The sequence below is a fragment of the Vibrio sp. 99-8-1 genome (assembly GCF_013114595.1).
GTDB lineage: Bacteria > Pseudomonadota > Gammaproteobacteria > Enterobacterales > Vibrionaceae > Vibrio.
The window spans coordinates 114139-127464 of record NZ_VTXE01000014.1 but is presented as its reverse complement, the minus strand read 5'-3'; the positions used below and the strand labels follow the sequence as shown (position 1 = coordinate 127464).

At 41.9% G+C, this 13326-nt stretch carries 12 protein-coding genes, 1 pseudogene, 1 riboswitch and 1 other annotated feature; of the genes and pseudogenes, 12 read left to right on the top strand and 1 reads right to left on the bottom strand.

The features are described 5' to 3' along the window. From tnpA to F0227_RS10000, 3 genes and pseudogenes are all read left to right on the top strand, one after another. A pseudogene (gene tnpA / locus F0227_RS10010) lies at nucleotides 1–401 on the top strand (IS200/IS605 family transposase); the annotation flags it as partial. Nucleotides 402–591: 190 nt separating this feature from the next. Then, nucleotides 592–1230 carry a DUF2057 family protein gene (locus F0227_RS10005; protein ID WP_171753052.1) on the top strand — a complete coding sequence of 213 codons (639 nt, stop codon included), beginning with the start codon at nucleotides 592–594 and terminating at the stop codon, nucleotides 1228–1230. A gap of 175 nt (nucleotides 1231–1405) precedes the next feature. Then, nucleotides 1406–2710 (top strand): inosine/guanosine kinase, encoded by a 1305-nt coding sequence (locus F0227_RS10000; protein ID WP_171753051.1) that lies wholly within the window; start codon nucleotides 1406–1408, stop codon nucleotides 2708–2710. Nucleotides 2711–2822: 112 nt separating this feature from the next. On the opposite strand, the gene F0227_RS09995 is transcribed toward F0227_RS10000, so the two are convergent. Then, a complete protein-coding gene (locus F0227_RS09995; protein ID WP_171753050.1) occupies nucleotides 2823–3230 on the bottom strand; it encodes an H-NS family nucleoid-associated regulatory protein in 408 nt (135 codons plus the stop codon). 365 nt (nucleotides 3231–3595) lie between these two features. Next, a riboswitch (Lysine riboswitch) is annotated at nucleotides 3596–3776 on the top strand. 101 nt (nucleotides 3777–3877) lie between these two features. Between F0227_RS09995 and F0227_RS09990 the strand changes: the two genes are divergently transcribed. From F0227_RS09990 to hisIE, 9 genes are all read left to right on the top strand, one after another. Then, nucleotides 3878–5473 (top strand): Na+/H+ antiporter NhaC family protein, encoded by a 1596-nt coding sequence (locus F0227_RS09990; RefSeq protein ID WP_171753049.1) that lies wholly within the window; start codon nucleotides 3878–3880, stop codon nucleotides 5471–5473. 361 nt (nucleotides 5474–5834) lie between these two features. Next, nucleotides 5835–5963: a sequence feature (His leader region), on the top strand. Between the two features lie 71 nt (nucleotides 5964–6034). Next, on the top strand, nucleotides 6035–6931 hold the full coding sequence (hisG, locus tag F0227_RS09985) for an ATP phosphoribosyltransferase (protein WP_171753048.1): 897 nt from the start codon (nucleotides 6035–6037) through the stop codon (nucleotides 6929–6931). Nucleotides 6932–6934: 3 nt separating this feature from the next. Continuing rightward, nucleotides 6935–8251: a histidinol dehydrogenase gene (gene hisD, locus F0227_RS09980; protein ID WP_171753047.1), complete on the top strand. Its 1317-nt coding sequence runs from the start codon at nucleotides 6935–6937 to the stop codon at nucleotides 8249–8251. Beyond that, nucleotides 8251–9294, top strand: a complete 1044-nt coding sequence (gene hisC, locus F0227_RS09975) for a histidinol-phosphate transaminase (protein WP_171753046.1) — start codon at nucleotides 8251–8253, stop codon at nucleotides 9292–9294. The genes hisD and hisC overlap by 1 nt, the downstream gene beginning before the upstream one ends. A gap of 38 nt (nucleotides 9295–9332) precedes the next feature. Continuing rightward, nucleotides 9333–10406 carry a bifunctional histidinol-phosphatase/imidazoleglycerol-phosphate dehydratase HisB gene (gene hisB, locus F0227_RS09970; RefSeq protein WP_171753061.1) on the top strand — a complete coding sequence of 358 codons (1074 nt, stop codon included), beginning with the start codon at nucleotides 9333–9335 and terminating at the stop codon, nucleotides 10404–10406. After that, entirely contained in the window at nucleotides 10406–11017 is a 612-nt protein-coding gene (hisH, locus tag F0227_RS09965) for an imidazole glycerol phosphate synthase subunit HisH (RefSeq protein WP_171753045.1), read from the top strand. The genes hisB and hisH overlap by 1 nt, the downstream gene beginning before the upstream one ends. 12 nt (nucleotides 11018–11029) lie before the next feature. After that, nucleotides 11030–11767 (top strand): 1-(5-phosphoribosyl)-5-[(5-phosphoribosylamino)methylideneamino]imidazole-4-carboxamide isomerase, encoded by a 738-nt coding sequence (gene hisA, locus F0227_RS09960; RefSeq protein ID WP_171753044.1) that lies wholly within the window; start codon nucleotides 11030–11032, stop codon nucleotides 11765–11767. Continuing rightward, nucleotides 11749–12522, top strand: a complete 774-nt coding sequence (hisF, locus tag F0227_RS09955) for an imidazole glycerol phosphate synthase subunit HisF (protein WP_171753043.1) — start codon at nucleotides 11749–11751, stop codon at nucleotides 12520–12522. Before hisA ends, hisF begins: the two co-directional genes overlap by 19 nt. Continuing rightward, the gene (gene hisIE / locus F0227_RS09950; RefSeq protein WP_171753042.1) at nucleotides 12519–13151 is read left to right on the top strand and encodes a bifunctional phosphoribosyl-AMP cyclohydrolase/phosphoribosyl-ATP diphosphatase HisIE; all 633 of its coding nucleotides are present in this window, start codon (nucleotides 12519–12521) and stop codon (nucleotides 13149–13151) included. The genes hisF and hisIE overlap by 4 nt, the downstream gene beginning before the upstream one ends. The last annotated feature ends 175 nt before the right edge of the window (nucleotides 13152–13326 follow it).

Sequence of the window (13326 nt, the reverse complement as noted above, 5' to 3'; positions counted from 1 at the left end):
ATCACATAGTTTGGACGCCCAAATATAGGCATAAAATACTTAAAGGAAATGTAGGTAAAGAAGTGTGTCGATGCATATATGTTTACAGCAATATGAAGGGCTGTTAGGTAGTAGAACTAAATGTGCAGATAGATCATATCCACCTAGTTGTGAGGCTGCCACCTAGTTTAAGTGTTTCAAAATATGTGGGTTTTGTGAAAGGGCGAACAGCGATTAAGCTATTTAATAAGTTTCCATATTTACGAAAGAAGAAACTTTGGGGTAATCGTTTTTGGCAGAGAGGGCACTTTGTGGATTCAGTCGGAATGAACGAAGAAGTCATTAGACGATATGTGCGACACCAAGACAAAGTAGGAAAGGAAGAAGAAGAGCGCCAGATGTTGTTAGAGCTCGATAGTTAAATAAGCCTCCTTATAGGAGGCCAGTCAAAGCCACCGGCTCTGCAGGTGGATTATTTACTTTATGAATGTCTATTTTGTAACAGTTAGAACTAAAATGAATTTTTTACTGTTATAGAGGTCATATCTGGTGGTTGCAATGGTATCATTGCTCTTATAGTTATTATTAGTTAAGAAAAATTGAGGAGAGCAAATGGCTCTAAAAATGATTGCAGCTTGTGGTGTGCTGCTTGCGTCTAGTATGGCTACTGCCGCAACCTTAGAACTACCTAAAGATACCCATATAATGGCTCTGAATGGTAAGGAAGTAGAAAAAGAGGCTCTTCAGTCGCTTTCTGTTGGAAGTAATCAGTTCGTAGTAGAATTTATCGCCAATCTTGATGATGGTAAAGAAAAACGATTACTCAATTCGAAACCTTATATTTTTGAAGTAGATATTAAGAGCAGCTCAGATAAGCTTGAGCTAAGCCATAAACACTTCTTTAACTATAGTCACGCAGAAAATGCCTTTAAAAATGATGACGTAGATTGGAAAATTGAAACGAATGGTAGATCTAAGTCTGTAGATGTTGAATTACTGCCTGGTAAGGAAGGTTTCTTTCCTTACGGGGATATAGAGCAAGTCATTCGCGATTACAATGTGTCGCAAGGTGTTATTTTATCAACTGCCGATAATGGAACTGGTGTGGTTAAAGAAGCCGCTGTAACCGTATCTGAAACTGGTAAAGTAGAAATCAGTGGTGACGCAACAACCCAGCTTAAACTTTGGTATAGCAAAGCGACCAAAGCTGAGCGTAAAGAATTCCGTAAATGGATGATTGACCAAGAGTAAAGACTCGTTTAATCGCTATTTATTTAGGAGACCAGATATTACTGTATCTGGTCTTTTTCTTTTTATATTCGTTGTTATTTTATTGAGCAACCGTTTGCTATTTGCTTCTATGTTGCTGTTATTAACCCACGCAGCTAAAATTAACCTTTTAATTACTACCTAGCAGATAGCTTCTATGAAATTTCCCGGTCAGCGTAAATCTAAGCACTATTTTCCCGTCCATGCTCGTGATCCATTGGTTACTCAGACTCAAACAAGTAAAAAAATGGCGCGCACGCATATCATTGGTATTGATCAGACACTAGTGGATATTGAAGCCCGTGTTAGTGACCAGTTTATTGAAAAATATGGTTTGAGTAAGGGACACTCTTTAGTTATTGATGACCAAACAGCAGAAGCTCTTTATCAACACCTTAAACGAGAAGAGTTGATTACCAATGAATTTGCCGGTGGAACCATTGGAAATACCTTACATAACTACTCTGTGCTGGCTGATGATAGATCTACCTTGCTAGGAGTGATGAGCAAAAGCATTGAAATCGGTAGTTATGGTTACCGCTACATCTGCAACACCTCTAGCCGTATGGATTTGAACTATTTGCAGGGTGTTGAAGGCGCAATTGGTCGCTGTTTTGCGTTGATATCCGACGATGGTGAAAGAACATTTGCGATTAGTGCAGGGCAGATGAACAAGCTTAAACCAGAGAGCATACCCGAATCCATTTTTGCGACTGCTTCAGCATTAGTATTAACAGCCTATTTGGTTCGATGTAACGAAGACGACACCATGCCCCAAGCCACTATGCAGGCGATCGAGTATGCTAAGAAATATGACGTGCCAGTGGTATTAACGTTAGGCACCAAATTTGTCATTCAAGATGATCCAGAATTTTGGCAAGCGTTCCTAAGCGACAACATCTCTGTTGTGGCAATGAATGAAGAAGAAGCTGAAGCCTTAACGGGAGAGAGTGACCCTCTATTGGCGTCAGACAAAGCTCTGGACTGGGTTGATATGGTGCTATGTACAGCTGGACCGGTTGGCTTGTTTATGGCAGGTTATACCGAAGATAGCGCGAAAAGAGTGACATCACTGCCATTGCTTCCTGGTGCTATTGCTGAGTTCAATCAATACGAGTTTAGTCGTCCAGCGACAAGGGCGTCGTGTGAGACACCGATTAAAATATATTCTCATATTGCGCCGTATATGGGTGGGCCAGAGAAAATTAAAAATACTAACGGAGCAGGGGACGCGGCTTTATCCGCTCTGTTGCACGATATGGCAGCCAATAAATACCATAAAGAAAATGTGCCTAATTCTAGTAAGCACCAAAATGCTTATTTGACTTACTCATCATTCTCTCAAGTGTGTAAATATGCAAACCGTTCTAGTTATGAAGTGTTGGTACAGCACTCTCCTCGTCTGTCTCGTGGATTACCTGAGAAAGAAGATAGCTTAGAAGAGGCATATTGGGAGAGGTAGTTTCTCTAGTCAATTATATATTTGACTTGGTTATTAATACGATTGATATTAACCTTACTACTAGATATAAAAAAAGAGCTCATTAAGAGCTCTTTTTTATATTCAATTTATCTTAGATTAAGAAATCATCTAAAGATTTGCCGGCATCTAGTTGAGATTGAATGGCGGAAGGAGTTCTACCTTGACCTGTCCATGTTTTCTCTTCGCCAGTTGTATCTACATACTTATATTTAGCAGGGCGTGGTTCACGCTTCTTGCGAGTCTTAGTTTTTGCTTCACCAGATAGTGCTGAAATTAGATCTTCAACATCGATACCATCTTTAGCAATCATTTGAGCATATTCAGCAAGTTTAGCTTCACGAGCTTGATTCGCTACAAGTTCTTCTTCTGCTGCTTCACGGCGTTCTTCCACAACAAGAGTTAGTTTTTCTAGAGCTTCTTCTAATTGTTCAAAAGTTAATTCGCGAGCAAATGCACGCAGACTGCGAATATTGAGCAGTGTTTTTGTTAGTTCTGACATGATTTATCCCATTTGACATTATTAAACGCTTATAATAATAACAGTGTAATTTTATATTACAAACAAAAATAGTGAAATTAATAGATTATTTATGGGAATTTATATTGATAAAGCTATTGTATAGCTGGTAGATATAAATTTATTAACACGATATTGAAATTGCAATTATCAAAATGTTTAGTGATGAAATTAATATTATTAACGGATTCATATCTCGATAGTTGAGTAAAAACTAAGCTATAGTCTCTTTTTTCTGTCAGTCTATGGATTTTTATGTTGCAAAAAACGCCTAAATCCGTAGAATTATGCAAGCCGTAAGTCAGTTACTAGAGAGATTGTTGAATAATCTAGCAATTTCAAAGAGTAATTGAAGTAGAGGTGCAAGAACTATCAGTAGTTACTATTGGGGTGATGCCAATGAATAGTAGTGAAAGGAGTTTTTGCCGAAGTGAATATGCATATCAAAGCTGTTTGCTGGGGTTGTGTCAAATAGATACAACACTGCCATAGTATATTTGTTGTTAACTATGGAGCGCTACTGTAGGTTAGAAGGTGCAATTAGTATCTTTTACTTATTTATTAGAATATTGCATGTGTATATGTAATATGTCTGCAGTAGATCTCTAACCAATTGGTTTAAGAAGATCATGAATTTAATAGAATTTGCTACATCCCCCCTTTCATTGTTACCCCCTATAATGGCCCTAGGCCTAGCTATCCTAACTCGTAGAGTGTTGCTTTCTCTTGGTATTGGTATTGTTGTTGGCGCGTTTTTGTTAGCTGATTACTCTATTGGAAAAACCATCACCTATATCATAACAACCGTAAAAGGTGTGTTTATTGAAGATGGTGGAATAAATACTTGGAATATGAGTATTGTTGCCTTTTTATTGTTGTTAGGAATGATGACGGCATTATTAACTTTATCTGGAGGCACAAGAGCGTTCGCAGCTTGGGCTCAAGTTAAAGTTAAGAACCGAAGAGGCTCTAAATTATTGGCGGCTTTCCTTGGCGTATTTATATTTGTTGATGACTATTTTAATAGTCTTGCGGTCGGTGCGATTTCGCGTCCTGTAACGGATAGATATAATGTCTCCCGCGCAAAGCTTGCGTATATTCTAGACTCAACTGCTGCTCCAATGTGCGTATTGATGCCTGCTTCTAGTTGGGGCGCTTATATTATGACAATTATAAGTGGTATTTTAGTTACCCATGGAGTTAATGAATATACTGCACTGGGTGCCTATTTACGTTTAGTGCCAATGAACTTCTATGCACTATTTGCACTATTAATGGTTTTTGCCGTGGCGTGGTTCCAATTAGATATTGGACCAATGCGTAAACATGAGTTAGATGCATTAAATGGTGATGAAGATAACTCATTGCAAGATGATAAAGGTGCTCGCGATTTAAATGAAGAGCTGGATATTATTGAAAGCCAAACAGGTAAAGTATCTGATCTTGTTCTTCCAATTGTATTTTTAATTATAGCTACCGTCGCTTCTATGATATATACAGGTGGTCAAGCATTGGCTTCTGATAATATCGATTTTAGTGTGCTTGGTGCATTTGAGAATACCGATGTAGGTAAGTCTCTTGTTTATGGTGGTTTAGTAGGGGTTTTATCTGCTCTATTTACCGTTATAAAACAAAAATTACCAACTAGCGATATAAGTAAAACTATTTGGATTGGTGCTAAATCTATGTTTGGTGCAATTCTTATTCTAGTATTTGCATGGTCAATTGGTTCAGTAATAGGTGACATGAAAACGGGTGCTTATTTATCATCTCTTGCTCAAGGTAATATTAGCCCTCAATGGTTACCTGTTATTTTATTTTTGCTATCAGGTTTAATGGCATTTTCTACCGGAACATCTTGGGGAACATTTGGAATTATGTTACCTATTGCCGGAGACATGGCCGGAGCAACAGATATTGCTTTGATGCTACCAATGTTAGGTGCGGTATTAGCCGGTTCTGTATTTGGTGATCACTGTTCTCCAATTTCAGATACCACCATATTGTCATCTACTGGTGCTAAGTGTAACCATATCGATCACGTTGCTACTCAGCTACCTTATGCCTTAATTGTGGCATTAATTTCGTGTATTGGTTATGTCGTACTTGGACTTACTGCTTCAATTACTTCTGCGTTTGTTGCTTCAGCAGTGGCATTTGTTGTGGCATGTTTTGTGATGGCTTCAATAGCGAAATCACAGCGTAGTCAAGTACAAAGCGTTTAATAAGCTCTAGGCTATAAATCGCTATTGCTGAAACTAAAACAGGAGCCTATTGGCTCCTGTTTTAGTTTTGCATCCTGAAAGCAAGAACTACAATGATAGCTAGTGTGTAAACGTCTCTATTTTTGCCCCCACAGTGATGCCCGCTGAAATGATCTAACTGAGTTGATGATTCCCATACGCTGATTGGATTAATTGTCTGATTAGAACGGTTGAGCGCATATTGGCCATACACACTATTGGGGATGCTATTCGGTAATAGTTTTAAAAAAACTGAATTTTTATGTTGAAAATTGAAGCAAGCTTCGCTAGTGTGGTTAGCAAGTAAACGGAGTTAAGACATTATGCGTAGAATATTATCAAACATTCATCATCATCATCCTGAGTAGTCTTTCGGGAGATGTGCGCATATCCGGGAGACAACAATCCCGGAGGTGAAATCAAGTGAACAGATTCAGACCCTCGGGAAATAATTTTCCGGGGGTTTTTTAGTTTCGCTCTATAAAAATAGTTTCGTTCAACAAAATTGAAATTTACCAAATTGACAGACAGGGATTAGCAATTATGCAAGCACAAAGATTAAGAATCGCCATTCAAAAAAAAGGACGCTTAAGTAAAGAGTGTCAAGACCTACTAAAAAAATGTGGTGCTCAGTTTAGTTTAATGGGAGAGCGTCTAGTGGTTCACGTTGAGAACATGCCACTGGATCTATTGCTTGTACGCGATGATGACATTCCCGGCTTAGTTATGGATGGTGTTGTCGACATGGGCTTCATTGGTGAAAATGAACTAGAAGAAGTACGTTTAGACAGAATCGCCCTCAACGAACCAAATGATTTTGTCGCACTGCGTCGTTTAGATTTTGGTGGTTGTCGACTGTCTATCGCTATCGATAAAGATGAAGTATATAACGGCCCTCAGGATCTCGCCGGCAAACGAATTGCCACTACCTATCCACACCTATTAAAAGCGTTTATGGATGAGCAAGGCGTCGACTTTAGTACTTGTATGTTAACGGGCTCGGTAGAAGTTGCGCCTAGAGCAGGGTTAGCAGATGCCATCGCTGACTTGGTTTCAACAGGGGCAACGCTGGAAGCGAATGGCTTAAAAGAAGCGGAAGTGATATTCCGTTCTAAAGCCACTTTGATTCAACGCGCCGGTGAATTTGATGATGAGAAACAGGCGCTGATCAATAAAATTCTCACCCGTATGCAGGGTGTGATTCAGGCTAAAGAGTCTAAGTACATAATGTTGCACGCTCCAGCTGACAAACTAGAGCAAGTAAAACAGCTTCTTCCTGGCGCGGAAGACCCAACGGTACTGCCATTGTCTGCGGAAAAAAACCGAGTCGCGGTTCACTTAGTTAGTACAGAGAATCTGTTCTGGGAAACGATGGAGCAACTCAAAGAGTTAGGCGCAAGTTCCATACTGGTTTTACCTATCGAAAAAATGATGGAGTAAAAAATGAAAACTGTTGTTTGGCAATCATTAAGTGAATCTCAGCAAGAGTCTGTACTTGAACGACCGGCAATAGCGGAAGGGGCGAATATCACCTCTGCGGTTAGCGCTGTTATCGAGAAAGTAACGACAGAAGGCGATGCTGGATTACTAGAGTTAACGGAAAAGTTTGATGGTATTCGACCAGACTCTATTCGAGTGACTCAGCAGGATATTGATGAAGCATCACAGCGTCTGTCTGATGAGATGAAGCAAGCGTTAGAGCAAGCGTACAAGAATATCTCAGTGTTTCATAAAGCACAAAAGCCACAGCCTTTAAAAGTAGAGACTCAACCAGGTGTGGTATGTGAGCAAGTAACCCGGCCAATAAATAAAGTAGGATTATACATTCCTGGCGGCAGTGCTCCGTTACCGTCAACGGTATTAATGCTAGGTGTACCGGCGCAAATCGCAGGCTGTAGAAAAGTCGTTCTCTGTTCTCCGCCCCCCATAGCCGATGAAATCTTATACGTTGCGAAGCTGTGTAATATTGATGAAGTTTACAATGTTGGCGGTGGCCAAGCGATTGCCGCTATGGCGTATGGTACTGAAACGGTCTCCAAAGTAGAGAAAATATTTGGTCCGGGTAATGCCTATGTGACCGAAGCTAAGCGTCAAGTCAGTAATGATTTTCGTGGTGCAGCAATTGATATGCCTGCCGGTCCATCAGAAGTGTTGGTTATTGCCGATGAGTACGCTAATCCTGAGTTTGTAGCCGCCGATCTGCTTAGCCAAGCTGAGCACGGCCCAGATTCTCAAGTGGTGCTGTTAACACCCTCTGAAGTGATTGCGGATAAAGTGGCTGATGCAGTAAACGCTCAGTTAAAAGAGCTATCGAGAGGGGATATTGCTCAGCAAGCGCTTGGTTCAAGTATCATTGTTATTGCCGAGTCCCTTACTCAATGTATCTCCATTTCAAACTTTTATGGGCCAGAGCACCTTATTGTGCAGACGCGTGCGCCGCGAGAGTTATTGCCTCTGCTAGATAATGCAGGTTCTATTTTCCTTGGTGACTGGTCACCAGAGTCAGCTGGCGACTATGCGTCTGGAACTAACCATGTATTGCCAACTTATGGTTATACACGTACCTATTCGAGTTTAGGCTTGGCAGACTTCAGTAAACGAATGACGGTTCAAGAGTTGTCATCGGATGGTCTTAAGGGGCTGGCCTCTACAGTGGTTACTATGGCAGAAGCGGAAGGGTTAGATGCACATAAACGTGCGGTTACGATTCGTATGGAAGCATTAGGCCGTTCGGAAGCACTAGAGAAAGGAGCTAACTGATGGAACGTTTAGCTCGTAAGCAAGTTCAGCAACTAACGCCATATCTCTCTGCTCGGCGAATAGGAGGGTCTGGTGATGTCTGGTTAAACGCCAATGAATCTCCTTTTGACAATGTATACAACGCTGATTTATCCGGCTTGAATAGATATGGTGAGTGTCAGCCGAAGCCATTGATAGAGGCGTACGCCAACTATGCAGCAGTGCAACAGAATCAGGTATTGACCACCAGAGGGGCGGATGAAGGGATAGAGTTGTTAATTCGTGCCTATTGTGAGCCCGAAGAGGACGCGATCTTATTTTGTCCTCCAACATATGGTATGTACGCCATTAGTGCGGAAACCATAGGCGTAGAAAGAAAAATTGTACCGTTAACCTCTGAGTGGCAGCTAAATCTAGATGCCATTGAACAGCAGCTTGATTCAGTAAAACTTATCTTTGTTTGTAGCCCAAACAATCCTACCGGCAACTTGATTGATGCAAACGACATTATTGCTTTACTTGAAATGACCAAAGATAAGGCCATTGTCGTTATGGATGAAGCGTATATTGATTTTTGTCCAGAGGCCTCAAGCAAGGGCTTGCTGGAGCGTTACCAAAACTTAGCCATATTAAGAACCTTGTCTAAAGCGTTTGCATTAGCAGGGTTGAGATGTGGTTTTACTCTGGCTAATCAATCAATTATAGAAGTTTTGCAGAAGGTTATCGCGCCATACCCTGTACCGATCCCGGTGGTTGATATAGCGGTACAAGCACTAACAGGACAAGGACTCACCAGAGCCATTGATCAAGTGTCTCAATTAAATGCTAATAGAGAATATTTGCAACAGCAGCTTGAAGAGATTAGTGGCGTACGTGTTTATCCGGCATGGGGCAATTATCTGCTGGTTAAATTTAGTGATGGTGATGCTCTATTCAAAGCCGCGTGGGATAACGGAATTATCTTAAGAAATTCACCGATTGAGAATTGTGTTCGTATTAGTGTGGGCAGTCGTGAAGAGTGTGATAAAACCCTTTCATTTATACGAAGCATGTTAGTCGGCTAAGAATTGTAATGGAAAAGAATCGTAATAAGGACAGTACAGTGAGCAATCAGCAAAAAATATTATTTATCGATAGAGACGGTACGCTTATTGTTGAGCCGCCAGTTGATTTCCAAGTGGACCGTTTAGACAAACTCAAACTTGAACCCAATGTCATTCCAAGTTTACTTGCGTTACAAGACGCCGGTTATCGCTTGGTCATGGTCACTAACCAAGATGGTCTAGGGACAGAGAGTTATCCGCAAGACGACTTTGATGCACCACATCAGATGATGATGGAGATATTTGAGTCGCAGGGGGTGAAGTTTGATGATGTTCTTATCTGTCCTCACTTTGAAGAGGACAACTGCAGTTGCCGGAAACCCAAACTGGGTATGGTGAAGGATTATCTGCAAAGTGGCAAAGTAGACTTTAAAACATCGGCGGTCATTGGTGACCGACAAACGGATCTTCAGCTCGCGGAAAATATGGCTATTCGTGGTATCCAGTACCACCCTGAGACCATGAACTGGCAGCAGATTCTTCGTCAGCTAACGGTCAAAGAGCGAACAGCAGAAGTGGTGCGAACCACCAAAGAGACCGATATCCGAGTGGCCGTTAATCTGGATGTTCAAGGTGGAAACAGTATCTCCACCGGTTTAGGTTTTTTTGACCACATGTTGGATCAGATCGCGACACATGGCGCTTTCCAGCTACAAGTAAATGTAGATGGGGATCTGCATATTGATGATCACCACTCTGTTGAAGATACAGCTTTAGCATTGGGACAAGCGCTAAAAGAAGCTTTGGGTGACAAGAGAGGTATAGGGCGTTTTGGTTTCAGTTTGCCAATGGATGAGTGTTTGGCTCAGTGCGCGTTAGATCTTTCTGGACGACCTTATTTAAAATTTGACGCCCGTTTTAGCCGTGACATCGTAGGGGACCTGTCAACTGAAATGGTGGAACACTTCTTCCGCTCTTTAACGGACACTCTAGCTTGTACGCTGCACTTATCTTCAACAGGTGATAATGACCACCACATTATCGAAAGTCTGTTTAAAGCCTTTGGTCGTACGTTGCGTCAAGCAATAAGAGTTGAAGGGAACGAGCTCCCTAGCAGTAAAGGAGTACTGTAATGAGTGCAAAAGTCGTTATCATAGATACCGGATGTGCCAATGTTTCGTCAGTAAAATTTGCGATTGAAAGGCTTGGCTACTCGGTGGTGATTTCTAAGGATGCGGAAGTTGTTCTGGCGGCGGATAAACTGTTTCTTCCCGGTGTGGGAACAGCAAGCGAGGCGATGAAAAACCTTGAGCAACGAGGCCTTGTTGAACTGGTTAAGAAAGTAGAAAAGCCGCTACTTGGAATCTGTTTAGGTATGCAGTTACTTGGAAAGCTTTCACAAGAGAAAGGTTCAACAGAACAAGATGTCGTGCCTTGTTTAAATCTTTGTGATGGTGAGGTACAGCAGATGCAAACCGATGATTTGCCTCTACCTCACATGGGATGGAACACCGTAGAAGCCATTAATAATCATCCTCTATTCAAAGGTATTGAAAAAGGGGAGTATTTTTACTTTGTGCATAGTTTTGCCATGCCTATCGGCGATTACACCATCGCTGAATGTCGTTATGGAGAGTCTTTCTCTGCGGCGATACAGAGCGGCAACTATTATGGCGTTCAGTTCCACCCAGAACGTTCCTCCAAAGCAGGCTCTCGCCTTATTCAAAACTTCTTACAATTATAAAAGGACGTTATTGTGATTATTCCCGCACTCGATTTAATTGAAGGTCAAGTTGTCCGATTATTTCAAGGAGATTACGGACAAGTAACAGAGTACAAAGTAGAACCAGCAGAACAGTTCAATTTATATCATCAAGCTGGCGCGAACTGGCTGCATTTAGTGGATTTAACCGGAGCAAAAGACACCTCAGCTCGCCAGCTAGACTTAATTGCAACAATACTGGCTAGCACGCCTGCAAATGTGCAGATAGGTGGCGGCGTTCGCTCTGAGAAAGATGTAGCAGACTTACTAGAGGCTGGCGCGCAGCGTGTCGTTATTGGCTCTACCGCAGTTAAGCAACCAGAGCTGGTAAAAAGTTGGATGACAAAGTATGGCGCAGAGAAAATCGTGCTGGCTTTAGACATTAATATTGATGCTGATGGTGTGAGAAAGGTGGCCATCTCAGGCTGGCAGGAAGATTCAGGGGTGACAATTGAGTCATTGATTGATGATTATCTCACTGTCGGACTTACCCACGTGTTATGTACCGATATTTCACGAGACGGCACTCTTGAAGGTTCCAACGTTGAGCTCTACGTTGATTTATGCGCTCAATATCCACAGGTTCAATTCCAATCATCAGGCGGTATCGGTTCGCTACAAGATATAGAAGCATTAAAAGGAAGTGGTGTCGCGGGTGTTATTGTCGGTCGTGCGCTACTAGATGGTAAATTCACCGCAGAGGAGGCATTTCAATGTTGGCAAAGCGAATAATACCTTGCTTAGACGTTAGAGATGGTCAGGTGGTAAAAGGGGTACAATTTCGTAACCATGAAATTATTGGTGACATTGTGCCACTTGCCCAGCGTTATGCTGAAGAAGGCGCCGATGAGCTGGTTTTCTACGATATTACCGCGTCATCTGATGGTCGAGTTGTAGATAAAAGCTGGGTAGCTCGTGTCGCAGAAGTTATTGATATACCATTCTGTGTAGCTGGAGGCATCAAATCTGCGGAAGATGCAGCGCGTATTTTGCAGTTTGGCGCAGACAAAGTCTCCATCAACTCTCCTGCACTTGCCAATCCTCAGTTAATTACTGATTTAGCCGATAAGTTTGGTGTGCAGTGTATCGTTGTGGGCATTGACTCTTACTTTGATAAAGAGACAGGAAAGTATCAGGTTTATCAGTTTACGGGAGATGAGTCACGCACCAAAGCGACACAATGGCAAACTAGCGATTGGGTGAAAGAGGTCCAAAAGCGGGGTGCTGGTGAGATTGTACTCAACATGATGAACCAAGATGGTGTTCGAAATGGATACGATTTAGAGCAACTCAATATGGTGCGAGAAGTTTGCCATGTTCCTCTTATCGCGTCGGGTGGCGCGGGTGCAATGGAGCATTTTGAGCAAGCCTATAAAAAAACCAATGTTGATGGGGCATTAGCGGCCTCTGTTTTTCATAAACAAGTGATCAATATTGGCGAACTTAAACAGTACCTTAAATCGAAAGGTGTGGAGATTCGACTATGAGCAACGGGTTAGAGAACAAAAGTATTACTGACCGAATAGACTGGAAAAAAGTAGAAGGATTGGTGCCGGCCATTGTGCAGGACTTCACATCAAGTCAGGTGCTTATGTTGGGCTACATGAGCCCTGAAGCACTACAAAAAACCATGGAAACAGAGCAAGTTACCTTCTTTTCTAGAAGCAAGCAGAGGCTATGGACTAAAGGCGAGACATCAGGCAATGTCTTGCAACTGAAGAACATTTCGCTGGATTGTGACAATGACACCTTGTTGGTTTTGGCTAATCCGATTGGTCCAACGTGTCACACTGGTACCACGACCTGTTTTGATGCGGATAATCAAGAAGCTTCACAGCTAGTTTGGCTGGCTCAGTTAGAAAATCTACTCGCCTCGCGTAAAGATGCCGATCCAGAGTCTTCCTATACTGCAAGTTTGTATGGACGTGGAACGAAGCGTATCTCGCAAAAAGTGGGGGAAGAGGGGGTAGAAGTTGCACTTGCTGCAACATCTGGCGACAAAGCAGAATTGGTCTGTGAATCCGCGGACCTTATCTATCACTTGTTGGTGCTGTTGCAAGACCAAGGGCTATCAATGAATGACGTGATTAATAAGCTTAAGGAACGACATAAGTAACTTTCGTTGACGTTAGGCAATGACATTGTGTAAATAGATGAATCCACGGTCTGTTTATACTCAAGTGACCTCAAAGTGCTTTGTTCAGCGAGAATGTATTGGCTGCTGAACAAAGCACTGATTTGAAGGCATCGTCATTCTACGGCAAGAATGTATACACAATGTATCTTTTAAC

What these genes read in the sequence shown, in the direction of transcription:
- F0227_RS10005 (WP_171753052.1), top strand. Translation starts at nt 592, where the DNA reads ATGGCTCTAAAAATGATTGCAGCTTGTGGTGTGCTGCTTGCGTCTAGT.
- F0227_RS10000 (WP_171753051.1), top strand. Translation starts at nt 1,406, where the DNA reads ATGAAATTTCCCGGTCAGCGTAAATCTAAGCACTATTTTCCCGTCCAT.
- F0227_RS09995 (WP_171753050.1), bottom strand. Translation starts at nt 3,230, where the DNA reads ATGTCAGAACTAACAAAAACACTGCTCAATATTCGCAGTCTGCGTGCA.
- F0227_RS09990 (WP_171753049.1), top strand. Translation starts at nt 3,878, where the DNA reads ATGAATTTAATAGAATTTGCTACATCCCCCCTTTCATTGTTACCCCCT.
- hisG (WP_171753048.1), top strand. Translation starts at nt 6,035, where the DNA reads ATGCAAGCACAAAGATTAAGAATCGCCATTCAAAAAAAAGGACGCTTA.
- hisD (WP_171753047.1), top strand. Translation starts at nt 6,935, where the DNA reads ATGAAAACTGTTGTTTGGCAATCATTAAGTGAATCTCAGCAAGAGTCT.
- hisC (WP_171753046.1), top strand. Translation starts at nt 8,251, where the DNA reads ATGGAACGTTTAGCTCGTAAGCAAGTTCAGCAACTAACGCCATATCTC.
- hisH (WP_171753045.1), top strand. Translation starts at nt 10,406, where the DNA reads ATGAGTGCAAAAGTCGTTATCATAGATACCGGATGTGCCAATGTTTCG.
- hisF (WP_171753043.1), top strand. Translation starts at nt 11,749, where the DNA reads ATGTTGGCAAAGCGAATAATACCTTGCTTAGACGTTAGAGATGGTCAG.
- hisIE (WP_171753042.1), top strand. Translation starts at nt 12,519, where the DNA reads ATGAGCAACGGGTTAGAGAACAAAAGTATTACTGACCGAATAGACTGG.